A 24935-nucleotide genomic window follows, 5' to 3' on the forward strand; every position below is an offset into this window, starting at 1 on the left:
TCGACGTCTCGGGAGCACGCCGACAACCCATCAGCACCAGCGAGCGAACAGGGGATGGACATGACAGCTGTGCCGACGTCGGAGGAGACGAACGCCCATCCCCTCCCACCAGGGACCCGAGCCCGGCTGGAGCGGGCGTTCGGCACCGACCTGAGTGCCGTACGGCTCCATGACGACGAGCAGGCCGAGGCGTTCGCCGAGCGTCTCGGCGCGGACGCCGTCACTGTCGGTTCCGACGTCTACCTCCGGCGTGGTCGACGACCGGGACTCGGGCTGCTCGCGCACGAGGTCGCCCACGTGCTGCAGCAGTCGTCCGGCCGGCTGCCGGTCCCCGGGGACCGCGACGAGCCGTTCCGCGGCCGAGCGGGCGACCGGTGGGAGCGGGAGGCCGACGACGCGGCCCGTCACGTGCTGGAAGGCGCCCCGCTGCCGGCCGCGCTCCGTGGCGTACCGGTCGGAGGCGGCACAGCGGCGGTGGTCGCGAGAGCCGGTGCGATCCAGTGCCACGACTCCTTCGAGCATCGCGCCCTCGGAGACGTCAGCACGCCCGACCTGGTCCGGATCGCGGGCCCCGCCGGCACCCCGCGAACCCAGGTGCTCGACCGGGAGATCGCCCTGCAGTACCTGTGGTACGCCGAGCCCGAGTCGGTGACCGAGGAGAGCCTGAGGAAGGTGTGCCCGGACATTCAGACCTTCCGGCTGGCCGAGAGCGGGCTGCTCGTCACCTACGGCGAGCTGAACGCGCTCCCCGACTACATCGCGACCGGACCCACCGCCGACACGACCCCCAAGACGGTGCTGCTGCCGATCCTCCAGTACATCCGCCAGGAGAGCTACATCCAGCTCAGCAAGCTGGCGGGTCGGACCGAGACCACGCCCTTTGCCGGCTCCGTCTTCAGCCCCAGCCAGTGGGTGCCGGGACTCATCAACCGCCTGTTGGAGAGCCAGGCCCTGGACGTCTTGAGCCTGCCGCTGGGGATCGACGGGACAGACCACTACTCGGCCCTGCTCGGTCGCAACGCCTGTCACTTCGCCCCCTTCTCCTGGTATCGCTGGCAGGGGGCGTACCTGAGCGCCAAGGGCCTGGCGGAGCAGGCTTTCGCGGCGTCGGATCCGAACGTCCGGGCACGTCTCACCCACCAGGCCTGGATCCAGGTCGGCTACGCCGACCACTTCCTGCAGGACTCGTTCGCGGCCGGGCACCTGGTGAACAAGAACCTGATCATGCAGTGGTTCGTCTCGTGGGCCGCCGGGAAGTCACTCGTGCCGGTGATGGACTGGGACGAGGTGCAGCGGATGACCGCGGATCACCAACCCGGGCTGGCGGCCCGGCAGCTGTACGGCTCCGCGTACGCGGGCGGCTCGACGGACCCGCAGACCGCCGAGGACCAGGCGACGTACCAGGCCCGTCGGGGAACCCCCGGTCTGGTCGCCGGTGCCTCCGGCAGCGTCGACGCCGCCTACCAGGACTACTTCGTCTTCCTGTCCAGCCTGATCACCCAGTCCGCCTCGGCGGCGATCCACGACCACTACAACACGAACTCCTCCTGGGTCGCCTCCGTGTCGCACCCGACGCCGTACGAGGTCTGGGGCGATGACACGTTCTTCAACCACACCTCCGGCAGCGAGGGGGTCCAGGAGACCAGTGTCACCACCCAGCTGTCCCGGCAGAGCATCCGCGAGGTGCTGGCTGGCGGCCGGACCTCGGTCACCACCCAGCAGCTGCGTGACCGCTTCCCCACCCAGGTGCGCGGGGCCGGCAACCAGCTGCTCGGACTCGAAGCCTGGAACGACACCCAGCGGGACTTCTGCGGGGAGACGATCTTCCCCCAGCTGCACGACCTGATCGTGCGGATCGCCGGACCGCAGATCCCGAACATCTCCCAGGACGAGGACCTGGCGACGCGGTGGAGCACCAGCCTGCCCGACACCGGCTACCGGGCGACGTCGGTCCAGCTCGTGGGCGAACGGGTCTTCTACGCGACGAACGGAGCGGTCTTCGAGCTGAGCTCGCGCCTCGGAGCGCCCCTCGGCAGGCTCGTGCTGTCGAAGAGCGGTGGCGATGTCCGTCTCGCCAGCGACGGCAAGCGGCTGTTCGCCGGGGTGGCGGGCCAGGCCTTCGGGATCAAGATCAACGGTGGGTTCGCGATCGACTGGAAGGCCGACCTGGAAGGCGCGGGCAGCAACCCGGTCGATCTGATCACCACCCCCGACGCGCTGCTGGCCGGATCGAACGGCTACGTCCACCGGATCGAGCCGAACGTCGGCCACGTGGAGAAGAGCCTTCTCCTGGTCAGCAGGTACTGGAGCGGCGACTACACGATGCGGCTGGCGCTGTGGGGATCACTGCTGGTCGCCGGGACCCACGGCTACGTGTACGCCGTCCGGTTGACCGACTTCGGTCTCGCTTGGGAGAGGAGCCTGGACGGCGGGGGCTACAACCCGGTCTCGGTGCTCGTCCGCGGCACCATGGTCTACGCCGGCACCAACGGCCGGGCGTACCAGATCCTCGCCGCGAACGGGCAGCTCCGGCAGAACCTCCGGGTCACCGACGCGGTCGGTGTGGGCGACTACACCACGACCCTGGCCGGCGACGACCAGACCCTGTACGTCGGCGTGCACGGGTACGTCTACGGGATCAGGCTCGACAGCTGGTCGAAACCCGCCTGGGAGGCCAACCTCGCCGGCAACCGCTACTCGATGGTCAACCTCGCGCTGAACGGTGACCAGCTGCTGGCCGGCTCGTACGGGTACCTGTTCCGGATCAACCCCGCGAGCGGCGCCGTCGTCCGCAACGTCCTGCTCACCGCGGCGGTCGGCATCGGCGAGTACGAGACCCGCGTGGCCCTGACCCCCGACGGTCGCACCGCCTACGTCGGCATCCACGGCTACGGGAACAGGGTGTCTTCGCTGGGCTGAGATTCAAGGTGTCGCCGGTGGGCGAACCCCTGGAGCTGCCGCGACGGACGGGCCGGGAACGGGTACTTCGTGGTGGAGCTGAGGGGATTCGAACCCCTGACCTTCTCGTTGCGAAGGCCTGGTGCCACTGTGCGGCAGCGTTCTCCACACGTTGATCGAGTGCCTGGAGTGCCCGCCGGTGGAGTGCACTGTGGAAGCGGAGTACGCCGGAGGTCCGTGTGTGTTCAGGACCGACATCGAACCGAGCTCTGGATGATCCGTCGGCGTGCCTCAACTCCGGAGAAGCCGATGTACAGGGGATGTGTGAGCGTTTCGGCCCTAGGCTGTCACGTGTGCACCCGAGTAAGCGGAGACGGTGGTGGTTCGCGGGTGTCTTGTCGCCCGTGCTGGCGCTGACGCTGGGTGTTCAGTCTGTCGCGGCTGACGGTGCCTCACCGTCGATCATCCCTTCGGCCGCGTTCGACTTCAACGGTGACGGGTATGCCGATCTGGCCGCCGGGAGTGCGGAGCGCTGGGTCAACGGGCACGAGCATGCGGGGGCCGTGGATGTCACTTACGGGTCACCGGACGGTCTGGGATCGTCGAACAACCAGTTCCTGACCCAAGACTCTCCGGGTATCAAAGGTCGCGCTCAGGATGGGGCATTCTTCGGGCAGTCGATGACGTCAGGCGACTTCGACGGCGACGGCTACGCGGATCTGGCCACCCGTGCGAACAACGACGTCGTGATCATCTATGGCGGGCCCCGTGGGCTGACCTCCCGCAACAGTGTGGTGAAACCGCGCAAGATCGGCCCAGGCGAATTCGATCTGAACGGGCCGGGCCTGGCCGCCGCCGACTTCGACGGCGATGGATTCAGCGAGCTTGTCGTTGCCAATTCAGGGAACGAGACCGAGTACGGCGGAGTTGGCGTCTACCGCGGCTCACCCACGGGGATCTCGACTCGCAAACTGCTGATCCTCCACCGCGACACCCCCGGGGTGCCGGGGCAGAGATTCTTCGATGACTTCTTCGGCGATGCTGTCGCAGTCGGTGATGTGACCGGTGATGGGTACCCCGACCTCGTGGTCGCTTCAGATGAGGAGATCCGGGGCGGCAGCATCCACCTGTTCCGCGGATCACGGACCGGAGTCACGGTGGCCGGCACGACGATGCTCAAAGCGGAAGCAGTGTTGGGGCGACCGTACTTCTCGTTCGGGCAAGGCAACGTACTGGCCGTGGCCGACTTCGACCGCGACGGGTTCGGTGATCTCGTCGTCGGAGACCCGGGCCTCTGTTACCGCGAACCGAAGGAGGATGAATGTGGTGCAGTGCTGGTTTTCTCTGGGTCCGCATCGGGGTTCCATCCGCAGCCACGCCAGATATGGGATGCAGACTCCCCCGGCCTGCCCGGAAAGAGCGACCCGGGGGACCAGTTCGGCACCAGGGTGGGAGTTGGCGACCTCAACGACGACGGCAACCCGGATCTAGCGATCGGAGCGCCGTACGACGATGTGGGCCGGATCCGGGATGCAGGAGCGGTCACCGTTGTGTACGGGACCCGGCGAGGCCTGAAGGCTCAAGGTGCCCAACTCTGGAGCCAGGCAAGCGCCAAGATCAAGGGCACTCCCCAGCGTGAGGACCTCGTCGGCGGTGGGCCGATCCGCATCCTCGACTACGACAAGGACGGGCACGCTGATCTCGCCATCCACAGTCCAGCGGACATGCAGGTGAGACGTGGCGATCTCATCGTGGGCGCACGAGGATCGATCAACGTGCTCTACGGTTCCCGCACGGGCGTGACGCGGCACGATCAGCTGTGGCACTCCAACTCACTCGGACTAGTCGCCCGAACAAGGGAGCCCGGCGGATTCGGCGGGCAATGCTGTTGAGTAACCGCCTGCAGTGACTGTGCTCAAGCCGTAGAGCGCTGCAGGCTCGGTCTCGCGGGTGCTTCAAGCAGGACAGGATGGCAGCGCGGCCATGGGGTGGGAGCGTCGATGTCACGCCGTGGACCTGCGAAGGCATCTACCAGCTCGTGAAGCCGATCACGCCCGGAATGGACTGCACCCACAATCGGCACCGCGCCCTGGCTGGGCAGTGCGCAGCGCGGGATCGCGAGATCGCCGTCATTGTCGGGACGCGCCTTCACTCGGTTCGGGCATCGGCCTCGAGCACGGTGAGGTCGCGAACCGCATACCGGTGGTGCTCGGTCTCTTCCTTGCACACCACCGTGAGGCAGCGGCGCACGACGTACTGCCGGTCCGGATAGGGGTCCGCCGGCTTGCGACCACACACCCGATCGAGCTCGGCCTCGGTGAGCTCGTCGACGACCCGGCGCATCGTGGCCATGCGGGCCAGCCGCGGCGCGAGGACCTCGTCGAGCGTCGGGGTGGCATCGAGGGTGAGCCCGAGCTTCGCCGATGCTTCGGCCGGCATCCCGCCGCCAGGGAGGCCCAACGGGTGGTACGGCGCGTCCTCCTCGAGCACGGCGTTGCCGATCCAGGCATCGCTGGCCATCAGCAGATGCCGCTGCGTCTCGACGAACGACCACTCGCCGTCGACCTGCTCGTGCAGCTTCGCCTCCGGTAGGCGCCTGGCCTGGTCGAGCGTCTCCTCCCATTGCTTCTCGATGGCATCCCAAGCGACCCGGTATTCGGCGGCGGACGTGGCCTCACGGGCCAGCACCCGGTTGGGATGCAGCCGGTCGAGCTCGGCCTCGACGTAGGCGGTGACGTCGACGTCGTTGACAACGACACGCTCGAAGCTGCCACCGAGGGAGACGTTGCCCCCATAACAGTCCACGATCTTCAGGCCGGTGACGTCGCAATCGCGAATCTCGAGGCCGGAGAGGTCGCATTGGTGGATGCGGGCACCACGGAACTGGTCAGTTCGGGTGTACTCAGCAGGCATCGGGACAGTTTCCCCTATCCGTCCCGCCCACGCCAGTGAATGCGAACACGCGAGAGCGATTGCTGATGATCTTGTTCGGCTCTCTCGTCGACTGGGGACTCAAATCGGCTTGTGTATCGCTGTCAGAAGAGTCGCCCTGCGGCCCGGACCGGACCGTAGGGAGGACACGCGCCGCCTCCCGGCGCTTGCGCCGGCCCTTGACCCGTAAGAGGCAGATTCAGCAGAGGAGAGCCCAACCCTCGTGTCTTGTCGCAGGTGATGCTTAACAGTTCTGTGTCAGCTGATGCTTAACACCTGGCCGTGATCGGTCGATCCTGAGGGCGGTGTCGTGGACGCCGAGAACCTCAGGAGGCCGGGAATGGCTCTGGTTGTCTTGTCGAAGGTCGAGCAGCGGCTGGACGCGGTCCGTGCCGTGCTAGCAGGTGCGTCGGTGACAGAGGTCGCCGCAACGGTCGGGGTGTCACGGGTCAGCGTGCATGCCTGGCTGCAGCGGTATCTCCTCGAAGGTGTCGCCGGGCTGGCGGATCGGTCTCACCGCCCCCGGTCGAGCCCGCAGCAGGTCAGCGACGCGGTCGCGGTGGTGGTGACAGAGATGCGGCGCACCAATCCCCGGTGGGGTGCGAAACGGATCCGAATGGAGCTGCTGAAGAAGCCACCACCGGATCTGGCGATCCCGTCGACAGCCACGGTGAACCGGATCCTGGTCCGTCACGGTCTGGTCATCCCACGACGTGGGAAACGTCCCCGCGACTCCTACCAACGGTGGGAACGACCCGGACCGATGCAGCTTTGGCAGATCGACATCGTCGGCGGCGTCTGGATCGTCGACCCCTCCACCGGGGTGCTCCGTGAAGCCAAGGTCGTGACCGGCGTCGACGACCACTCCCGGTTCTGCGTGATCGCCGCCGTGGTCGAGCGAGCCACCGGCCGGGCCGTGTGTCTGGCCCTGGCCGCAGCCCTGTCCCGGTTCGGGGTGCCCGACGAGATCCTGACCGACAACGGCAAGCAGTTCACGGACCGGTTCGGCAAGGGCGGTGAAGTGCTGTTCGACAGGATCTGCCGCCACAACGCCATCACCCACCGACTGACCCAGCCGGCCTCACCTACCACCACCGGGAAGATCGAACGCTTTCACCTCACCCTGCGCCGCGAGCTCCTCGACGACCATGAACCGTTCGAGTCACCACAAGCCGCGCAGGCATCGATCGACGTGTTCGTCGACCAGTACAACTCCGACCGGCCGCATCAAGCGCTGGACCCGGATCTGCCGGTCAGCCCCGCCGACCGGTTCGCCCCCACCCCCGAGCAGGACCGGAACCTGTTGCCTTTGTGGCTGCCACCCACACTCACCACCACCCCCACCGCCGCGGCGTCGGGGGTCGCCGATCCACCCGACACCAGCACGACAGCCACCAGGCCGTGGACCGGTGGCCCGGTCGAGCTGGACAAAGTCGTGCCGCCGTCGGGAAACATGCAGCTCGCCGGACGTCAGTTCTGGCTCGGTCCGGCCCGATCCGGTCAGGTCGTCCGCTTCTGGGCCGACATCGACCAGATCCACCTCCTCATCGGCGGCACCCGCATCAAGACCGTCCGGTCCCACCTCAGCGTCACCGACCTCGCCGCCCTGGCCGCGGCCGGCGCCGTGAGTGCTGGGCCGTCACCGCTGCCCCCAGCCGATCCCGGTGGTGCGGTCGAGGTCGAACGCGTCGTCTCCCGCGGCGGCACCGTGTCCCTCGGCGGTCAGGTCCTGCTCGCCGCAGAGATCCTCGGCGGCCGCCAGGTCGGGATCCGGATCGAGCCCGACACCTTGATGTTCTACGACCTCGACACCCGCGAGCTGCTCCGCGTCCGACCTAACCCGCTCAGCCACGACAAGATCACCCGACTCCGAGGCACCCGGCCCGCCGGGCCGCCGCCAAGACCCTCAGCAGAACCGATCCGGGTCCAACGACGAGCCTCGAACACCGGCGTGATCATGGTCTGCGGCCAGAAAGTCGCCCTCGGCCGGATCCACCAGCACCACACCGTCACCGTCCACGTCTCCGACACCACCCTGGCCATCGAGTTCGACGACGGCGAAACCCGGATGATCCGCCGGACCACCACCACCGCCGTGCGTAACATCAAAGCCAACCGGCCACGACCGGTCAGCACCCAAGTTGTCTAGGCCAGATGTAAAGGATCACCTGACACAGATCCGTAAACCATCTCCTGCTTCACGACAAGAGCCCAACTCTCGCGGGCCAGGACCCTGAGCGCTCTGATGAATGTCACATGCCGCGCGGCCGGATCACCCAATATTACGAGTCGACACCCGCAGGCGACTTGGCATTCGCTGGTGCTATCGACGAAATGTGCTCGACGCCGTGATCACAGCAATCAAGAGATCCGGTGGGGACAGCTCCCGCCATCGGCCCTGCCTTCCTCACGTGACTGCTGCTGATCATCTTCCTTCCCCTCTTGTCGGCCTGGAGAGGCTGAATCGGGGTCGGGGCGCACCTGGGGTGCACGCCGGCACACCCACCGCGGAGATTTCTGGGTGGAGCTAAGGGGATTCGAACCCCTGACCTTCTCGTTGCGAACGAGACGCGCTACCAACTGCGCCATAGCCCCTCGGTGACCCGCGGACGTCGGTGCTCTCGCACCACCGGCCGGACGGATCAGCCGCAGACTTTACCACCTCAGGCGGATGCCGCTCGCCGCTCGCCGTTCCCGGTCTCGTCGTCCGCGGCGACCTCGCCGGCCGTCGTCGGGGCCGTGGGCGGGGCGTCGGCGGTGACGGGGTGCTGGATCGGCGACCCGAGGGTCGCAGCCGGACCGGAGAGGTCGATGGTGCGGACGGTCCGCGGGGCCAGCGGCTTGGACACGTAGGTCGGCACGGTGATCGGCACGGGGTCCCACAGCGCCCCTGCGGTGGACTTCTCCTCGACCGGCTCGGCGGCGACCGGACTGGCCGGGGAGGCCGCGACCTTGACCTTGGCCCGGTTGATGAACACCGTGACCTCGTCGCCGCCACGCTGGATGTCGCGGTAGCGGGCGTCGAGGCTGCGACGCATCGCGATCACGCTGAAGCGGGAGATGCCGAAGAAGAGGACCACCAGACCGCCGGGGATCGCCGTGGTCCACCACGGCAGCAGCTGCGCACCGGCCAGACCGACCACCAGACTCAGCACCGCCATCAGGGCGAGCAGCACGCGGCGACGCCGCAGGGCCGCCACGGTCTCCAGCCGACGGAGGTCAGCCACGGCGGCACGTCGGGTCAGCGGCGTCGAGACCTCGTACGTGCCGATCTCGGACAGGTCCTGGTCGAGCAGCGGGGCGGTGCCGTGCTGGACGATCCGCATCGACTGGGCGAACCGCTCAGCGGGGTCCTCGGTGTCCACGACCACGTCGTCCTCACGCTTCCGGACGAAATGAGGCACCAGATAGGCCAGCCACGCGATCGCAATCGCTCCGAAGATCACACCGGTCGTCCCCACAAGCAGACCGTATGGGGCTGGTGTGGTTCGGCTCACCACCCGCGCCGGTGTGTCGCCGATTCCCGACATCGTTTCGGCGTCTCCCGACGGCAGTTCCCGGTAACGGTTTCCGGTTTCGACCCTACGCAAACCTTTCCTTGACAGTCAGCAAACGCTTTCTGCACCATGGCGGGATGCAGCGACGCGAAGCCGGGCCCGAGACCGCGGAAGCGACGCCCGCCTGGGCGGAGGCGGTCCGTCGCGGTCGGCATCCCGGCGGGGCGGACCACCAGCGCTTCGCCGACTGGCGTACGGCGTCGGTCGCCCGACTCCGGGACCTGCTGGGCCTCCACCGCGACGAGACCGGTCGCCCCGACGCGACCGGCACCGACGGGGAGCTGATCGTCGCCGGCGACGACGCGGTGCGGCTGGTCACGCTGACCACCGACGAGGGTGACATCCCGTGCTGGCTGCTCACCCCCGCAGCCGATCGGCGCCGGGATCTCGCCGTGGTGGCCGTGGCCGGGCACGGCGGTGGCATCGACGACCTGGTCGCTCCCCCGGGCGGCGACGACTTCCACGGCGGTCTGGCGCACAAGCTGGTCGCTGCCGGCTTCACCGTGCTCTGCCCGGAGATGATCAGCTTCGGGCGACGCCGTACGCCGGGGCCGGACACCGCGCCGGCCGCCGCGAGCTCGTGCCAGGTCGACGGCATGCGCGGACTGCTCACCGGACGACCGGTGCTCGGCCGTCGGGTCGCCGACACGCTGGCCGCCGTCCGGGCTCTCCGTACGCTCCCCGGGGTCGACCCCACCAGGGTCGCGGTCCTCGGCGGCTCCGGTGGCGGTGCCATCGCGCTGATGGCCGCGGCCCTCGACGACCAGATCCCGGCCGCTGTGGTGGCCACCTTCCTCAGCTCCTTCGCGGACAGCTTCGGCACGGTCCCCCACTGCGTCTGCAACGCGGTGCCGGATCTGCTGACCTGGTTCGAGATGGCGGATGTCGCCGCCCTCGTCGCGCCTCGCCGGCTGATCATCGAAGCCGGCCGGCACGACCCGATCTTCCCCGTCGCCGCCACCCGGTCCACCCACGACGAGCTGGTCGACGTGTGGCGGGGTCTGGGTGCGGCACCCCCCGATCTCGTGATCACCGACGCGGCCCACCGGTTCTGCGCCGACGACGCCATCGCCCTGCTCCGACAGCACCTCCGCACCCCCTCAGACGAAGGAGTCACCCCGTGACCGTCCCCACGCTCTCCCGCCGCCGACTGCTCGGCGGCCTGGCCGCCCTCGGTCTGGCGGCCACCCTGCCCGCGTGCAGCCCCGGCGCCGCCACGTCGGCGGAGGGTCCCGTCCGGTTCACGTTCTGGGGGCCGGACTTCTACCAGCAGCTCACCCGGCAGATGGTGGACGGGTTCACCAAGGCCCATCCCGACATCCCGGTGTCGACCGAGCCGGCCGAGTGGAGCGGCTACTGGGACCGGCTCGCCACCCAGGTCGCCGCCGACGACGAGCCCGACGTGATCAACATGGACGGCAAGTACCTCTCCGAGTACGCCGGCCGCGGCGCCCTGGCCGACCTGGAGAAGCTGCCGGGGCTCGACCTGTCGGGCATCGCCGCCAGCGACCTCGACGCCGGTCGGGTGGATGGCGTCCTGCACGCGGTCTCGACCGGCCAGAACGCCTGGGTGATCGTGGCGAACCCCGATGTCTTCGCCAAGGCCGGGGTGACGCTGCCCGACGACACCAGCTGGACCTGGGCCGACTTCAGCCGGATCGCCACCGAGATCAGCGCCTCGGGAGTGGCGACCGGGTTCTCCGGTGGGGGCAGCTACGCCGACCTGACGATCTTCCTGCGGCAGCGGGGCGAGGACCTGTGGAAGGACGACGGGATGGGCAGCTCGCCGACGGCCCTCACCGCCTGGTACCAGCTCTACCTCGACCTGCAGAAGTCGAAGGCCACCCTCAGCGCGTCGGCCGCCGTCGAGGACGGGGCCGGGTCACTGGAGCAGCAGGCCTTCCCGACCGGCAAGAGCGCGATGAGCTGGGCCTGGACCAACCAGCTGGCCAGCATCCGGGAGGCCGCCGGCAACGAGAAGATCACCATGCTCCGCCCCCCGTCGGTCGACGGCACGGCGGCCGGCAACGGGTTGTTCGGCAAGGCCACGATGTTCTGGTCGGTCGCCGCCCGCTCCGCCAAGCAGGACCGGGCTGCGACGTTGGTCGACTACCTGCTGAACGATCCCGGCGCCAACAAGATCCAGCTGGTCAACCGCGGTGTGCCGTCCAACCCCGCGGCCCTGGCGGCCATGGGTGGCGGGCTCACGGCCACCGACCAGGAGGTGGTCGCCTTCATGAAGGCGGTGCTCACCGAGATCAGCGGCACGCCCGCGGTGCAGCCGATGGGCACCAGCGACTCCCAGAACTCCTTCACCCGGTTCCTGACCGAGGTGCGGTTCGAGCGGATGACCCCGGCGGCCGCCGCGGAGGCCACCATCAAGGAGGTCGACGCGATGGTGCAGACCAGCTGAGGCCGGACTGCGGCTGCGTCGGGAGGGGTGGCGGCGGCTGGCCTACAGTGACCTCGTGTCGACGCCGGACAAGTCCACCGCCTCCGCCCTGGCCGCTCCGCCGGACCTCGGACCGTACGCGAACGCCATCGGCCTGACCGTCACCGCGGCCACGCCGGACGAGCTGACGGCGTCCTGGACCGTCGTCGACGCGCTGCTCCAGCCGTACGGGTTGCTGCACGGCGGGGCGCACTGCAGCGTCGTCGAGACGCTGGCCAGCGTGGCGGCGGCGTCCTGGCTGGGCCCGTCCGGGCAGGTGGTCGGCACCACCAACACCACCGACTTCTTCCGGGCCAGCCGGAGCGGCGACCGGCTCGTCTCGACCGCGCGGCCGCTGCACCGCGGCCGGTCCAGGCAGGTGTGGCGGGTGGAGACCGTCGACGAGCAGGGCCGGCTGGTGGCCGCCGGCCAGGTCGGGATCCAGAACCTGACCAGCTAGCCCGGCGCACCCGGTGGGCGTAGGTGCCGCCACCGCTGCAGCAGACCGCCGGGCACCTCCTCGGCGTTCAGGGCGAAGACCAGGTGGTCGCGCCAGTCACCGTCGATGTGCAGGTACCGCGGTCGCAGCCCCTCCGGGCGGAAGCCGAGCTTGGCCACGACCCGCAGGCTCTTGGTGTTCTCCGGTCGGATGGCGATCTCGATCCGGTGCAGCCGGAGCACGTCGAAGCAGTAGTCGACGGCGAGCGCGACGGCGGTCGGCACGATCCCGCGCCCGGCCACCCGCTGGTCCACCCAGTAACCGATCTGGCCCCAGGCGGCCGACCCGCCGACGATGCCGCTGACGGTCAGCTGGCCCACCAGCTGGGGCGCGCGCCGCGCGCCGCCGGGCTGCAGCAGGATCAGCCAGGGCAGCAACCGACCCTCCTTCGCCTGCCGGCCGAGGGCGCGGACCAGCGCGCCGTAGCTGGCCGGTCCTGGTCGGGCTCCTGGGGGCAGGGTCGCCTCCCAGGGCCGCAACCAGCTCAGGTTCTCGCGACGCACGCGATCCCACTCGGACTGGTGGCGGGCAGCCATCGGCGCGAGCTCGAGGTCGCCGTACTGCAGGCTGACCGGCCAGCGGTGATCGGCACCGAAGCCGGCCCGACCCAGCACCCGGTAGGGCTCCCGCCCGGTCAGGCTCATGATCAACGACCCGGCACGGGGTGGTCGCCACCGCGGACCTGGGTGACCGCGTGCCGGAGCAGCGGCGCCAGCACCGCCATCCCGTCCCGGGCCCCGCCCCGCGACCCCGGCAGGTTGACCACCAGGGTGCCCCCGGCGAGCCCGGCCAGCCCCCGGCTGAGGACCGCTGTGGGCACACCGACCTCGACCCCGTGCGCGGTGATGGCCGCCGCCAGGTGCGGGATCTCCTTGTCCAGCAGGGGTCGGGTCTGCTCGGGGGTGTCGTCGGTCGGTGACAGACCGGTGCCGCCGGTGGTGATGATCACGTCGTAGCCGTGGTCCAGACCGTCCCGCAACGCCCAGCCGACGGCCTTGCCGTCCGGCACGATCTGGGGTCCGTCCACCACGAAGCCACCGTCGGTGAGGGCGGTAGCGATGATGGGTCCGGACTCGTCGGCGTAGACCCCGGCGTGAGCCCGGGTGGACACGGTGATCACGAGAGCGGTGCCGATCGGCTCGCTCATGCCGGCCCGTCCGCCCGGGTCCAGTCGCCGCTCCGCCCCCCGGATTTCGCGATCACCCGGACGTCGGTGATCACGGCCAGCTTGTCGATCGCCTTGATCATGTCGATCATGGTCAGCCCGGCCACGCTGACCGCGGTCAGGGCCTCCATCTCCACGCCCGTACGGTCGGCGGTCCGCACCGTCGCGGTGATCTCGACCCCGTCGTCGACCACGACGACGGCGACCTCGACCCCGCTCACGGCCAGGGGGTGGCACAACGGGATCAGGTCCGGGGTGCGCTTGGCGCCCTGGATGCCGGCGATGCGGGCCACGGCCAGGGCGTCGCCCTTGGGCACCGACCCGTCCCGCAGGGCCGCGACGCAGTCCGGCGACAGCAGCACCCGGCCCGCCGCCGTCGCCGACCGGCTGGTGACCGCCTTGCCGGACACGTCGACCATCCGCGCCTCACCGGAGGCGTTCAGGTGGGTCAGGCCGGAGGGCGCCGCCGCGTCGTCCGGGTGTGGGCTCACAGTCCCTCGCTCAGCAACCACACCTCGACCTGCTCCCCCGCGGCGACCAGGTCGGTCTCCTCGGGCAGGACCACCAGGGCGTTGGCCCGGGCGAGGTTGCCGATCAGGTGGGACCCGTGACCACCGGCCAACGAGACCAGCCGGTTGCCGTCGTCGTCGTGGGTGACGATGCCGCGCGCGAGCTGGCGCCGGGACATGGTCGAGCCCATCGCGTGGGTGGCGCGGGCCCGGACCGGTGCCCGGGTGTGCGGGGTGACGCCCATCAGCTTCCTGATCACGGGCCGCGCGAAGGCCTCGAAGGAGACGAAGGCGCTCACCGGGTTCCCCGGCAGCATGATCATCGGGATCCGTTCGCCGCCGATCAGCCCGAAGCCCTGCGGCTTGCCCGGCTGCATGGCGACCTGGACGAACTCGGTGGCGCCCAGCTCGGGCATCACCGCCTTGACCACGTCGTAGTCGCCCTGGCTCACCCCGCCGGTGGTGAGGATCAGGTCGGCGCGGATCAGCTGGTCGTTGATCAGCTCGCGGACCCGGTCGGGGTCGTCGCTGACCATCCCCACCCGGTACACCTGCGCGCCGGCCGCCCGCGCGGCCGCGGCCAGCAGGTAGGAGTTGGAGTCGTAGATCTGGAACTCGCTCGGCAGCTCGCGGCCGGGTTCCACCAGCTCCGAGCCGGTGGCGACGACCACCACCCGGGGCCGGGGGCGGACCAGGACCTTGTCCCGTCCGATCGCGGCCAGCAGACCGATGCTGCGCGGGTCCAGCTGGTCGCCGTCGCGGAACACGCGCTGGCCGGCCGCCACGTCCTCGCCGGTGCGACGGATGTGCTGGCCGACCTCGCTCGGGACGTAGATCTCCACGTCGGCGGCACCGCGGTCGGTGGACTCGTAGGCGACGATGGCGTCCGCCCCGACGGGGATCGGGGCACCGGTCATGATCTTCATCGCGGTGCCCGGCGACAGCTTGTGCGGGGCGGCCTGGCCGGCGGCGACCTCACCCACCACCGGCAGCCGGATGGGTGCCTCCGGGGTGGCTGCCGCCACGTCCTGGGCCCGTACGGCGTAGCCGTCCATGGCGGTGTTGTCGAAGCCCGGCAGGCTGATCGGCGAGACGATCTCCTCGCACAGGGCGAGGTCGACCGCGTCGAGCAGCTGCTGACCGAACGGCGGCAGCTCCTGCACACAGCTGAGCAGGTAGTCCCGGTGGTCCTCCAGACTGCGCAGACCGTCCGGTCGGGCGGGTGGCGGCAGGGGCAGCGGGTCCCACGCGGGACGGACCGGGGCGTCCTCGGTCTTCTTGCGGCCGAACAAGGGCATGATCCCCACCCTAGACAGCACGGCCGGGACGGTACGGGAGCGGTGCACGGGGGGAGCCGGGTGTCGCCGGTGACGCCGAGCCGCTCCGAGCCCCAGCACCCGTAGCCGTCCCGGCGACCACCGCGGCGGACAGCTCGGGGTGGGTGGGGTCAGACGTCGGGGTAGCCGCCTTCCCGGGTCAGCTCCCCCACCAGCTCGTAGAGGCGCAGCCAGGCCGGTGAGGACTGCTCGTTCATCTCGATCAGCAGACCGACGGTGACCTCGTCGGTGCGCGCCCACTCCGCGGCCTCCGCCCGGGCGACCTCGACCGGGTAGAGACGCTGGAGGACCGCCATGCTGGTGCGGGCGAGGTCGACCAGCCGGGGGTCGTCGGGGTCCCAGTCGACGGCGGCGTCCATGGCCACCACCAGCGCCCGGTACTCCGCGTCGGCCAGGCAGGCCCGCTTCATGGCCAGGGACGCGGCGAGCATGTCCGGATAGGCGGCCGACAGCAGGATCCAGCTGTTCCGCTCGATCTCCACGGTGGTCTCCCTGAGGCCCAGCTCCCGTTCCAGGGCGAGGATCTCGGCCACCTCGTCGGGGATGCAGAGACGCTCCGCCGACGGCAGCTGGGCGAGGTCGTCCCGACGCTGCCGCAGCTCGGCGATCTGGGTCTCCAGCTCGGCGTCGATCCCGGCGATCGCCCGGCCGAACTCCGCCGGCTCGGCCGCCAGCAGTCCGGGGATCTGCGCCAGCGGCACCCCGGACCGGGCCAGGGTGCTGATCCGCTTGAGCGCGATCACGTCGTCGGCGCCGTAGCGGCGGTAGCCGGAGTGGTCCCGCGGAGGCTCGGTCAGCAGCCCGAGCTGGTGGTAGTGCCGGACCGTGCGGACGCTCACCCCGACGTAACCGGCCAGCTGGCTAATCGTCAGCACGGGCCGTGGTCTCTGCCGGGACCGGGGGTGCTGTGCCCGCACCTTCGGCGCGGGCGCCCGACGTCGGCCGGGCGAAGGCCCGCATCCCCCTGCTCCCGAACGCGTACGCCATCACGAGCACCCAGGCTGCCAGCAACCACGTCGCCGCGGTCTCCAGGGTGGTGACCGACAGGGCGAGTGCGACAGCACCCAGGCCGAGGGGCGAGGCGATCAGGGCCAGGGCGTTGAACAGGCCCAGGACCCGACCTCGGACGGACTCGGCCACCTGCTCGGTGAAGAAGACGATGAACACCGGCGACAGCAGACCGCTCCCGACCCCGACCAGAGCCGAGCCGACCGCCACCGGCCAGACCCCGTGCAGGGTGGTGAAGCCGACCATGCCGACGGTCTGCAGCAGCAACCCGCCGATGTAGACGGCGCGACGCGAGCGGGCGGAGACCACCGCGTAGAGGATCGCCCCGACCATCGACCCCACGGCGAAGGCGGACATGGTGAACCCGAACCACGTGGGCTCGTCCAGGCGGTTGAAGTGGGCCGGCAGCAGGACGCCGAGCAGGGGTGCGATCACCACCGCGCTGCCGAAGCCGATCAGCAGCATGGCGCGCAGGGGCGCGCTGCCCCGGATGGTGTCGACGCCGCCGATGCCGGCGGTGTCGGCCGCGGCGACCTCGGGAGCGGTGAGCGGGAGGACCAGCATGCACAGCCCCGCCGCCAGGGAGCAGCCGGCCGTCACCCACACCACGTGGATGGGGTCGAGGACGGCGAGCAGCACACCGGCCAGAGCGGGCCCGCCGAGAAAGGCCAGGCTGAAGACGGCCTGCCGAAGCGAGGCGATCTTGTCCAGCGTCACCCCGCTGGTCCGGGCCACCCGCCCCATCAGCGTCTCCCGGGCCGTCATGCCGGGCACGTCGAACAACGCGCCGAGGACCCCCAGTGCGACAAACCAGCCCAGGTCGAGACCGAACACCCGGTCGACCACGGCCAGCCCGGCCACCGACACCGCACTGCCGAGGTCGGAGACGACGCTCATCCGGCGCTGCCCGACCCTGTCGATCAGCCAGCCCCCGACCAGGGCGGCCGCGATGGCCGGCAGCGCCGCCGCCGCGGCCACGAGACCCGTGACGGCGGGGTCGCCGGTGCGGGTCAGCACCAGCCAAGGCAGGACGATGGCGATCGCGGAGTTGCCGAACAGCGAGAACGCCTCGGCAGCGACGAACACCGGCAGGGACGCTCGGGACGTGCGCCCGCCGGCCGGGGCCGGAACAGGATCGGTCATGAGCCCCATCGTCGACGTTGACGCTGCGTCAGGGTCAAGCCGCTGCCGCCGCCGGACCCTCACCCACCGTGACGGTCCTGACGCCGCCGGGTGGGACGCGGTGGGTCAGAACCCGACGACGGCGTGCGGCACGTACGGCTCCTCCAGCCGCTGGACCTCCTCGGGGGTCAGCCACAGGTCGAGCGCCGCGAGCGCGTCGTCCAGGTGGGACTGCTTGCCCAGTCCGACGATCGGTGCGCTGACCACCGGGTTGGCCGCCACCCAGGCAAGCGCGACCTGGGCCCGGGACACGCCCCGCTCGGCAGCGACCTCGGCCACCCGCTCGACGATGACCCGGTCGGTCGACTCGTCGTACAGGGTCTTGCCGAACTGGTCGGTCTCCGACCTGGTGGTCGCCTCACCCCAGGGCCGGGTCAGCACCCCGCGAGCGAGCGGGCTCCACGGGATGACCCCGACACCCTGGTCGGCGCAGAGCGGGTACATCTCCCGCTCCTCCTCGCGGTTGAGCAGGTTGTAGTGGTCCTGCATGGTGACGAACCGGTGCCAGCCGTGGATCCGCTGCAGGTAGAGCGCCTTGGAGAACTGCCAGGCGTACATCGACGAGGCCCCGAGGTGGCGCACCTTGCCGGCGTCGACCAGGTCGCTGAGCGCCTCCAGCGTCTCCTCGATCGGCGTCGTTTTGTCCCACCGGTGGATCTGGTAGAGATCGATGTGGTCCACCCCGAGCCGCCGCAGGCTGGCGTCGCACTCGGCGAAGATCGCCTTGCGCGACAGACCCGCCCGGTTGGGACCGTCGCCCATCCGACCGTGCACCTTGGTGGCGATGACCAGCTCGTCCCGGCTCCCGTACTCGGCCAGAGCCCGACCGACGATCTCCTCGCTCGACCCGGCGGAGTAGACGTTCGCCGTGTCGAAGAAGTTGATCCCAGCCTCGATCGCCGCCCGGATCAGGGGTCGGCTCTCGTCCTCGGTCAGCGTCCACGGGTGCGGCCCGCGCTCGGGTTCGCCGAACGTCATGCACCCCACGCAGAGGGGTGAGACGTCCAGTCCGGTGCTGCCCAGCTTCACGTACTCCATGGGCCCCACCGTACGAGTGCGAGCCCAGCAGCGGGAGCCGAGAGCTCCCGCCTGGACCAACGGATGGAGTTGTCACCGTTGTCGGGGACAACTCCATCCGTTGGGGCTTGCTCAGTCGATTGGCGCCCACTCGGTCAGCCAGACGGTCGTCTCCGGCGGCAGCACCCCGGCCACGTGCTGACCGCTGGTCAGCCGGACCACGCCGTCGGGCAGCGGGACCGCCGTGGAGCCGAAGTTGGACAGGCAGTGCCAGCCGCCGGGGCGGGTGAAGTGCAGCACGTCGGGGTCGGTGCTCTCGACCCAGGTCAGCTCCTCGGTGGTCTGCAGCTGCCGACGGACCCGCAGGGCCTCGCGGTAGAACTCCAGCGTGGTGCCGGTCCGCCCTTCCTGCGCCGCGACCGCCGTACGCGAGAAGCCGGCCGGCTGGGGCAGCCAGGCGTGGCCGGTGCTGAAGCCGAAGGCGTTGCCCTCGTGGTGCCACGGCAGCGGGACGCGGCAGCCGTCGCGGCCCTTCTTCACGTTCTGGGTCCGCAGCCAGATCGGGTCCTGCAACGCACCCGAGGGCAGGTCGGCGACCTCGTGCAGACCCAGCTCCTCGCCCTGGTAGAAGTACGAGGACCCGGGCAGGGCGAGCATCAGCGCGGTCGCGGCGCGGGCGCGACGCAGCCCCGTCTCCTCGTCGGCTCGGGGCAGGCTGCCGTCCGATATCAGCCACTCGTCCAGGTCCGTGCCGGGCGGCAGCGCGTAGCGGGTCGCGTGCCGGACGACGTCGTGGTTGGACAGCACCCAGGTCGACGAGGACCCTGACGCGGCGGCCTGGCTGAGGCAGAAGGCGATCGCGTCGCGGAAGGCGGTGGCGTCGTAGTCGGCGGCGAGCAGGTCGAAGTTGAAGGCCTGACCCAGCTCGGTCGGCCGGGCGTAGAGAGCGCGCCGGGACGACGGCGCACACGCCTCGGCCACAGCGGTGCGGGGCGGGTCGTAGGAGTCGAAGACCTCACGCCACTCGCGGTAGATCTCGTGCACCTCGTCGCGGTCGTAGAGCGGGTCGGTGCCGTCGGTCGGCATCGACGGGTGGTCCTCCAGCGTCGGCTTGCTGCGCAGCGGCTCGGACAGGTCCTTGGCCAGGGCGTGGGCGACGTCGACCCGGAAGCCGTCGACGCCACGATCGGCCCAGAACCGCAGGGTGACGAGGAAGTCGTCGCGGACCTCCCGGTTGTCCCAGTTGAGGTCGGGCTGCTCCGGGGCGAACAGGTGGCAGTACCACTGGCCGTCGGGCACCCGGGTCCAGGCCGAGCCGCCGAAGTGCGAGATCCAGTCCGAGGGCGGCCGGGAGCCGTCCGGACCCTTGCCGTCACGGAAGATGTAGCGCTGCCGGGCCGGTGACCCCGGCGGGGAGGCGAGGGCCTCGACGAACCACTGGTGCAGGTCGGAGGTGTGGTTGGGGACGATGTCGACGATCACCTTGATCCCGGCTCCGTGCGCGACCGCCATCAGCTCGTCGAAGTCGTCCAGGTCGCCCAGCTGCGGGTGCACGTCCCGGTAGTCAGCGACGTCGTAGCCGCCGTCGGCCAGGGCGGACGGATAGAACGGGCTGAGCCAGATCGCATCCACGCCGAGGCCCGCGAGATAAGGAATGCGCGAGGTCAGACCGGGGATGTCGCCCAGGCCGTCGCCGTCGCTGTCGGCGAAGCTGCGCGGGTAGACCTGGTAGACGACGGCCTGACGCCACCAGGTGGCGTCGGTCCGGGAGTCGGCGGACAGGACGGTGAGGTCGGTCATGGGAGGGCCTTCGAGGGTCAAGGTGCGTCCGGCCCAGTCGTGCCAGCGCTTGCACATCAGCCTACGGGGAGCAACGCCCGCACTGATAGTCAATTCGCTCGCCCGGCGATGTGGGACCGCTCACAGTGGGTGAGTTCGTGCAATCGCTTGCACCCCTGCGTCCGACCATGCACCATGAGGTCGTGACCACCACCGCCGCGCCCGCGACCATGGACGACGTCGCCGCCCTCGCCGGGGTCTCGACGTCGACGGTCTCCCGGGCCCTGCGGGACTCCCCGCTCATCTCCCCCAGCACCCGGGAGCGTGTTCAGCAGGCAGCCGCCCAGCTCGACTTCGCCCTGTCCAGGGCTGCCTCGGCCCTGGCCACCGGCCGGCTCGGCCGCATCGGCCTGCTGGTCAGCGGGGCGCTCAGCACCTGGTTCAACGCCTCGGTGCTGGACGCGGCGTACGCGACGCTCCGCGAAGCCGGTCAGGAGCTGGTCATCTACAGCACGAAGGACGATGCCGACCGCTCCGACTTCTTCGCCCGGCTGCCCGCCCAACGCAACGTCGACGCCCTGATCGTCGCCTCCTTCCAGCTGCGTCCGGAGGAGTACGCCCGGCTGGCCGAGCTGTCGGTGCCGGTGGTCTACCTCAACCAGCAGGTCGAGAAGAGCGCGAGCGTGTTCATCGACGACGTCGCCGCGGCGGCCCTCGGGACGCGGCACCTGGTCAACCTCGGGCACCGCCGGATCGCCTACGTCACCACCCGCGACCCCGAGGGCTTCACCTTCAGCGCGGCCCGACGTCGAGACGGCGTGGAGCAGGCGGTCGACCAGCACAACCGCAGCCGTCCCGAGGACCCGGCGACGACGTGGACGGTGACCGTGGACGCCACCGGCGGCGGGATCGAGGTCGGACAGCTCGCCGTCGGCCAGCTGCTCGGTGGCGACACCGTGCCGACCGCCGTGGTGACCGAGAGCGACGAGGTCGCCATGAGTCTCATCCCCGCGCTGCAGCGGGCGGGGCTGCGTGTCCCGACCGACGTGTCGGTGCTCGGCTTCGACGACAACGTGCTCGCACCGCTGTTCGACCTGACCACGATCGCCCAGCCGGTCGCCGAGCTCGGTCGCGCCGCCGCCCGCGCCGCTCTCACCTTGAGCCTGCACGGCGCGGAGGCTCTCGAGCAGCCCCACCAGCAGCTGCCTACCCGGCTGGTCCTTCGCGGCTCGACCGTGGTGCCCCGGCCCGCGGCCTGATCCCTCGCCGGCGTCCCGGGGCTGACGGCCGGGCCCGGCCTACGATGACGCCCGTGACCGCTCCGACCGAGGCCGCCGATGCCCGGGCGATCGCTGCGGCCAAGCGGCTGCTCCGCGACGCCGTACGGGTGCGTCGGGCCGCCCGGGCCACGGACCGCCTCGGGCACGACGACGAGCAGCGGTTCGCCCGGTTGACCGAGCAGCTGACCGCTCGCCCCGTACGCCGGCTGGCGGCCTACCTGTCCGCGGGCACCGAGCCGGACTCCCTGCGTCTGGTCGCCTGGGCGGTGGCACACGACCTCGAGGTGCTGCTGCCGGTGCTCACCGACGGGGCCGGTGCCTGGCTGCCGGAGCCGGCGTGGGCGGCGTACGCGGGTCCGGACGCGCTCCGCGAAGGCCGCTCCGGGATCCTGGAACCGACCGGGCCGCTGCTGGGCGGTGACCCGCTGAGCACCGTGGACCTGCTGGTGGTGCCAGGACTGGCCGCCGACGCCCACGGCCGCCGGCTGGGCCGCGGCGGCGGCTGGTACGACCGTGCCCGGGCCGCCCACCCGGACCTGGAGACCTGGCTGCTGCTCAACGACGACGAGCTGCTCGAGGTGGTGCCGACCGACCGCTGGGACGTGCCGGTGCACCGGCTGGTCACCCCGACCCGCGTCCTCACCATGTCATCCCCCTGACGCCCCCTTTCACTCCGTGCCGCCCCGTCTGCAGTGGGGGCGTCAGCGAGCGAAAGCGGGCGTCAGCGAGCGAAAGGGGGCGTCAGTGAGCGAAAGCGGCGGTGGCGCGCTCGGGGGTGTCGACGTCAACGGGTCGGACGCGGCGGCGGGGTGTCCGGTCGGGCGATGCCGTACCGACGTTCGGGCCGGCCGACGACCCCGTAGCGCAGGCTGACCACCACGGTCCCCCGGCCGGCGAAGTACTCGAGGTAGCGGCGCGCGCTGACCCGGGAGATGCCGACCGCGTCGGCGCACTCCTGTGCTGACAGCTCGGTCTCGGTCGCCTGGAGCGCCCGCAGGATGAGCTCGGCCGTCTCCGGGCTGAGGCCCTTCGGCAGTGCCTCCGCCCGCCCGCCCTCCGGCCGACCCCACAGCTGGTCCACGGCCGCCTGGTCGGTGAGAGTCTTGGGGTGTCGTGCCGTGCGGTTGGCCCGGTAGTGGGTGAGGCGCTGGACCAGGTCGTCGGCGGTGAACGGCTTCAGCAGGTAGTTGACGACGCCGAGCTTCACCGCTCGCTCCACCGTCTCCGACTCGTTGGCGGCGCTGATCACGATGGCGTCCCCCTCCACCCCGGCCACCCGCATCCGGTTCAGCACGTCGAGACCGAAGACGTCGGGCAGGTAGAGGTCCAGCAGGATGAGGTCGGGCACCAGGGCGACGGCCAGGCGGATCGCCTCCTGGCCGGTGTGGGCCACCCCGACGGTGCGGAATCCCTCGACCCGGTCCACGAAGGCGCTGTGGATCCGAGCGACCCGGAAGTCGTCGTCGACGACCAGGACGGTGATCATGATCTTCCTCTCTCCGGTGCCTGCTGCACCGTCATCCACGCGGCGAACTCGGCCCCGGTCGCGGACTCGCGGACCTCGACGTCACCGCCCCGGGTGCGGCAGATGCGGCGGATCAGCGCGAGGCCGATCCCCCGTTCGCCGTCGCGGGCGGCCTTGGTGGTGAAACCGTGCTCGAACACCTCCGTGGCGATGGTGGTGGCCACGCCCGGACCGGAGTCGCGGACCACGACCTCGACCACGTCGTCGGTCTGGCGCACGTCGACCTCGACCCAGCCGATGGGCCCGTCCGGCGGAGCGCTCGTGGTCGGGGCCGAGGTGACCGCGTCCATGCCGTTCTGCACCAGGTTGCCGACCACGGTGGCCACGTCGAAGGACGAGCGTGGCTCGAGCGCCTCCAGGGCCGTGCCGGGACCGACCTTGAGCTCGACCCGTCGCTCGGCCGCCTGCGCCGACTTGGCCACCAGCAGCGCGGCCACTGACGAGTCCCGTACGCGCTGCGCGACCGTGAGATCCACCGCGGCCCGGCTGGCCACCAGGGTGTGCACGTACGTCACGACCTCCTCGTAGTCGCCGATCTGGACGAGACCGGAGATGGTGTGCAGCTGGTTGGCGAACTCGTGCGCCTGAGCCCGGAGGAGATCCGTGGTGCCCTGGAACGCCCCGAGCTCGCGTTCCAGCTCGGCCAGCGGGGTCCGGTCCCGCAGCGTGGTGACCGAACCGAGGGTCTGGCCCGCCCGGCTCACCGGCATCCGGTTCAGCACCAGGACCCGTCCCGACCGGATGACCACCGCGTCGGGCTCCACCCCGTCCACCCCGGTCAGCACGTCACGCAGTCTCCCCGCGATGGCCAGCTCGTCGAGGCTGGCCCCGACCGGGTCGGCCGGCAGCGACAGCAGGGCGATGGCCGGGGCGTTGGCCACGGTGATCCGGTGGTGGGTGTCCAGGGCGACGACGCCCTCCGCGATGCCGGCGAAGATGGCCTCCCGCTGCTCCGCCAGCGCCGCGATCTCGGCCGGCTCCAACCCGAGGGTCCCGCGTTTGATCCAGCGGGCCAGCAGCAACGAGCCGGCGACCCCGAGCAGCAGCGCGGCCCCGAGGTAGGTGAGCAGCGCCGGGGCGGCGCTGGCCAGCGACTCCAGGCGGGTCGGGCTCTGCTGGCCCACGACGGCGATGCCCAGCTGACGTACGGGATCACCCTGGTCGGGATCGGACAGGACCGGCACGGCGGCCACCAGGTAGCTCGTGCCCCGGAGCTCGATCGCCCCGGAGTGCGAGCGGTCGGGCCGGGCGGCCAGCTCGGGCCACGGCAGCGCCTCGTCCACCAGCAGCGTGTCGGTGCCGGCGATCACCTTCCCGGACAGGTCGGTGATCATCACCAGATCGATCCCGGTCAGCGCCTGCAGGGTCGTCACCGCCGCGGGCAGCACCGCACCGGCCCGGTCGACGCTCTCGCTGCGGACGATCGGGTTCGACGCCAGGTTCTCCGCCAGGGTCAGCACCCGCCGGCCCTCGTCGCGTGCGAACCCGAGCCGGGTGATCTCCACCGAGACGGCCGAGACGGCGACCAGCACGGCCATGATCAGGACGAGCTGCACGGCCACCAGCTGGTAGGCGAGCGGAAGCCGCAACCGTCGACGCACCCGCGCACCCCCTGACCGACCTCGCTGTCGGGCCCGGCGGCAGCCGGACCGATGCACATTCTGGTCCTATCGGTGACCGGAACGGCCACTGTGACACCGACCACAAAGACCACAACTTTCACCATGGTCGAAAGCAGACAGGGCCTTCGTCACCCTGACAGAGTCCAGCTCGGGCCGCCTCGTTGCGGCCCACCCCGTCACGTCTGGTCGGCTCGC

20 protein-coding genes and 1 tRNA gene are annotated in these 24935 nt (G+C 70.6%); 8 read left to right on the top strand and 13 right to left on the bottom strand.

The annotated features are described in order from the left end of the window. The first annotated feature begins 60 nt into the window (after positions 1–60). On the top strand, positions 61–2919 hold the full coding sequence (locus ABD714_RS16060) for an eCIS core domain-containing protein (protein ID WP_344813401.1): 2859 nt from the start codon (positions 61–63) through the stop codon (positions 2917–2919). A gap of 383 nt (positions 2920–3302) precedes the next feature. Beyond that, a complete protein-coding gene (locus ABD714_RS16065) occupies positions 3303–4790 on the top strand; it encodes a VCBS repeat-containing protein (RefSeq protein ID WP_344813402.1) in 1488 nt (495 codons plus the stop codon). A 256-nt stretch (positions 4791–5046) separates the two neighbouring features. Here ABD714_RS16065 and ABD714_RS16070 read toward each other — a convergent pair whose 3' ends face one another. Continuing rightward, complete coding sequence (locus tag ABD714_RS16070; protein WP_344813403.1) at positions 5047–5811, bottom strand: DinB family protein; 765 nt, start codon at positions 5809–5811, stop codon at positions 5047–5049. A gap of 358 nt (positions 5812–6169) precedes the next feature. Between ABD714_RS16070 and ABD714_RS16075 the strand changes: the two genes are divergently transcribed. After that, a complete protein-coding gene (locus ABD714_RS16075) occupies positions 6170–7978 on the top strand; it encodes an IS481 family transposase (protein ID WP_344813404.1) in 1809 nt (602 codons plus the stop codon). A 373-nt stretch (positions 7979–8351) separates the two neighbouring features. On the opposite strand, the gene ABD714_RS16080 is transcribed toward ABD714_RS16075, so the two are convergent. Together ABD714_RS16080 and ABD714_RS16085 are read right to left on the bottom strand one after the other, a co-directional pair. Further along, positions 8352–8424, bottom strand: a tRNA-Ala gene (locus ABD714_RS16080). A 68-nt stretch (positions 8425–8492) separates the two neighbouring features. Next, entirely contained in the window at positions 8493–9290 is a 798-nt protein-coding gene (locus ABD714_RS16085) for a hypothetical protein (protein ID WP_344813405.1), read from the bottom strand. A 173-nt stretch (positions 9291–9463) separates the two neighbouring features. On the opposite strand from ABD714_RS16085, the gene ABD714_RS16090 reads away from it, so the two are divergent. From ABD714_RS16090 to ABD714_RS16100, 3 genes are read left to right on the top strand one after another with little or no spacing between them, the layout of a single operon-like run. Next, on the top strand, positions 9464–10510 hold the full coding sequence (locus tag ABD714_RS16090) for an alpha/beta hydrolase family protein (RefSeq protein WP_344813406.1): 1047 nt from the start codon (positions 9464–9466) through the stop codon (positions 10508–10510). After that, on the top strand, positions 10507–11799 hold the full coding sequence (locus ABD714_RS16095; RefSeq protein WP_344813407.1) for an ABC transporter substrate-binding protein: 1293 nt from the start codon (positions 10507–10509) through the stop codon (positions 11797–11799). Before ABD714_RS16090 ends, ABD714_RS16095 begins: the two co-directional genes overlap by 4 nt. A 55-nt stretch (positions 11800–11854) precedes the next feature. Further along, positions 11855–12277 (top strand): PaaI family thioesterase, encoded by a 423-nt coding sequence (locus tag ABD714_RS16100; RefSeq protein ID WP_344813408.1) that lies wholly within the window; start codon positions 11855–11857, stop codon positions 12275–12277. Here ABD714_RS16100 and ABD714_RS16105 read toward each other — a convergent pair. From ABD714_RS16105 to ABD714_RS16140, 8 genes are all read right to left on the bottom strand, one after another. After that, positions 12274–12960: a GNAT family N-acetyltransferase gene (locus ABD714_RS16105; protein ID WP_344813409.1), complete on the bottom strand. Its 687-nt coding sequence runs from the start codon at positions 12958–12960 to the stop codon at positions 12274–12276. The two genes, ABD714_RS16100 and ABD714_RS16105, sit on opposite strands and share 4 nt — an antisense overlap. Before the next feature lie 2 nt (positions 12961–12962). Continuing rightward, a complete protein-coding gene (locus tag ABD714_RS16110; RefSeq protein ID WP_344813410.1) occupies positions 12963–13463 on the bottom strand; it encodes a MogA/MoaB family molybdenum cofactor biosynthesis protein in 501 nt (166 codons plus the stop codon). Continuing rightward, entirely contained in the window at positions 13460–13972 is a 513-nt protein-coding gene (moaC, locus tag ABD714_RS16115; RefSeq protein WP_344813411.1) for a cyclic pyranopterin monophosphate synthase MoaC, read from the bottom strand. The genes ABD714_RS16110 and moaC overlap by 4 nt, the downstream gene beginning before the upstream one ends. Continuing rightward, positions 13969–15288, bottom strand: a complete 1320-nt coding sequence (glp, locus tag ABD714_RS16120; protein WP_344813412.1) for a molybdotransferase-like divisome protein Glp — start codon at positions 15286–15288, stop codon at positions 13969–13971. Before glp ends, moaC begins: the two co-directional genes overlap by 4 nt. A gap of 149 nt (positions 15289–15437) precedes the next feature. Beyond that, positions 15438–16202, bottom strand: a complete 765-nt coding sequence (locus ABD714_RS16125; RefSeq protein WP_344813413.1) for a MerR family transcriptional regulator — start codon at positions 16200–16202, stop codon at positions 15438–15440. Then, complete coding sequence (locus ABD714_RS16130; RefSeq protein WP_344813414.1) at positions 16189–17478, bottom strand: MFS transporter; 1290 nt, start codon at positions 17476–17478, stop codon at positions 16189–16191. The genes ABD714_RS16125 and ABD714_RS16130 overlap by 14 nt, the downstream gene beginning before the upstream one ends. A 105-nt stretch (positions 17479–17583) precedes the next feature. Then, complete coding sequence (locus tag ABD714_RS16135; protein ID WP_344813415.1) at positions 17584–18555, bottom strand: aldo/keto reductase; 972 nt, start codon at positions 18553–18555, stop codon at positions 17584–17586. 111 nt (positions 18556–18666) lie between these two features. Further along, positions 18667–20334 (bottom strand): glycoside hydrolase family 13 protein, encoded by a 1668-nt coding sequence (locus ABD714_RS16140; protein ID WP_344813416.1) that lies wholly within the window; start codon positions 20332–20334, stop codon positions 18667–18669. Positions 20335–20516: 182 nt separating this feature from the next. Between ABD714_RS16140 and ABD714_RS16145 the strand changes: the two genes are divergently transcribed. After that, positions 20517–21572, top strand: coding sequence for a LacI family DNA-binding transcriptional regulator (locus tag ABD714_RS16145; protein WP_344813417.1), 1056 nt, complete (start codon positions 20517–20519; stop codon positions 21570–21572). Between the two features lie 53 nt (positions 21573–21625). Continuing rightward, positions 21626–22252 carry a 5-formyltetrahydrofolate cyclo-ligase gene (locus ABD714_RS16150; RefSeq protein ID WP_344813418.1) on the top strand — a complete coding sequence of 209 codons (627 nt, stop codon included), beginning with the start codon at positions 21626–21628 and terminating at the stop codon, positions 22250–22252. 125 nt (positions 22253–22377) lie between these two features. Here ABD714_RS16150 and ABD714_RS16155 read toward each other — a convergent pair whose 3' ends face one another. Further along, complete coding sequence (locus tag ABD714_RS16155) at positions 22378–23079, bottom strand: response regulator (RefSeq protein WP_344813419.1); 702 nt, start codon at positions 23077–23079, stop codon at positions 22378–22380. Further along, positions 23076–24719, bottom strand: coding sequence for a sensor histidine kinase (locus ABD714_RS16160; RefSeq protein WP_344813420.1), 1644 nt, complete (start codon positions 24717–24719; stop codon positions 23076–23078). The genes ABD714_RS16155 and ABD714_RS16160 overlap by 4 nt, the downstream gene beginning before the upstream one ends. Positions 24720–24935 lie beyond the last annotated feature (216 nt).

Origin of the sequence: Microlunatus aurantiacus (genome assembly GCF_039536605.1) — a bacterium.
Lineage (GTDB): Bacteria > Actinomycetota > Actinomycetes > Propionibacteriales > Propionibacteriaceae > Microlunatus > Microlunatus aurantiacus.

Coding starts and splice junctions, on each gene's coding strand:
- ABD714_RS16135 (WP_344813415.1), bottom strand. CDS start 18,555: ATGGAGTACGTGAAGCTGGGCAGCACCGGACTGGACGTCTCACCCCTC.
- ABD714_RS16110 (WP_344813410.1), bottom strand. CDS start 13,463: ATGAGCGAGCCGATCGGCACCGCTCTCGTGATCACCGTGTCCACCCGG.
- glp (WP_344813412.1), bottom strand. CDS start 15,288: ATGCCCTTGTTCGGCCGCAAGAAGACCGAGGACGCCCCGGTCCGTCCC.
- ABD714_RS16090 (WP_344813406.1), top strand. CDS start 9,464: ATGCAGCGACGCGAAGCCGGGCCCGAGACCGCGGAAGCGACGCCCGCC.
- ABD714_RS16130 (WP_344813414.1), bottom strand. CDS start 17,478: ATGACCGATCCTGTTCCGGCCCCGGCCGGCGGGCGCACGTCCCGAGCG.
- ABD714_RS16070 (WP_344813403.1), bottom strand. CDS start 5,811: ATGCCTGCTGAGTACACCCGAACTGACCAGTTCCGTGGTGCCCGCATC.
- ABD714_RS16060 (WP_344813401.1), top strand. CDS start 61: ATGACAGCTGTGCCGACGTCGGAGGAGACGAACGCCCATCCCCTCCCA.
- ABD714_RS16105 (WP_344813409.1), bottom strand. CDS start 12,960: ATGAGCCTGACCGGGCGGGAGCCCTACCGGGTGCTGGGTCGGGCCGGC.
- ABD714_RS16155 (WP_344813419.1), bottom strand. CDS start 23,079: ATGATCACCGTCCTGGTCGTCGACGACGACTTCCGGGTCGCTCGGATC.
- ABD714_RS16075 (WP_344813404.1), top strand. CDS start 6,170: ATGGCTCTGGTTGTCTTGTCGAAGGTCGAGCAGCGGCTGGACGCGGTC.
- ABD714_RS16140 (WP_344813416.1), bottom strand. CDS start 20,334: ATGACCGACCTCACCGTCCTGTCCGCCGACTCCCGGACCGACGCCACC.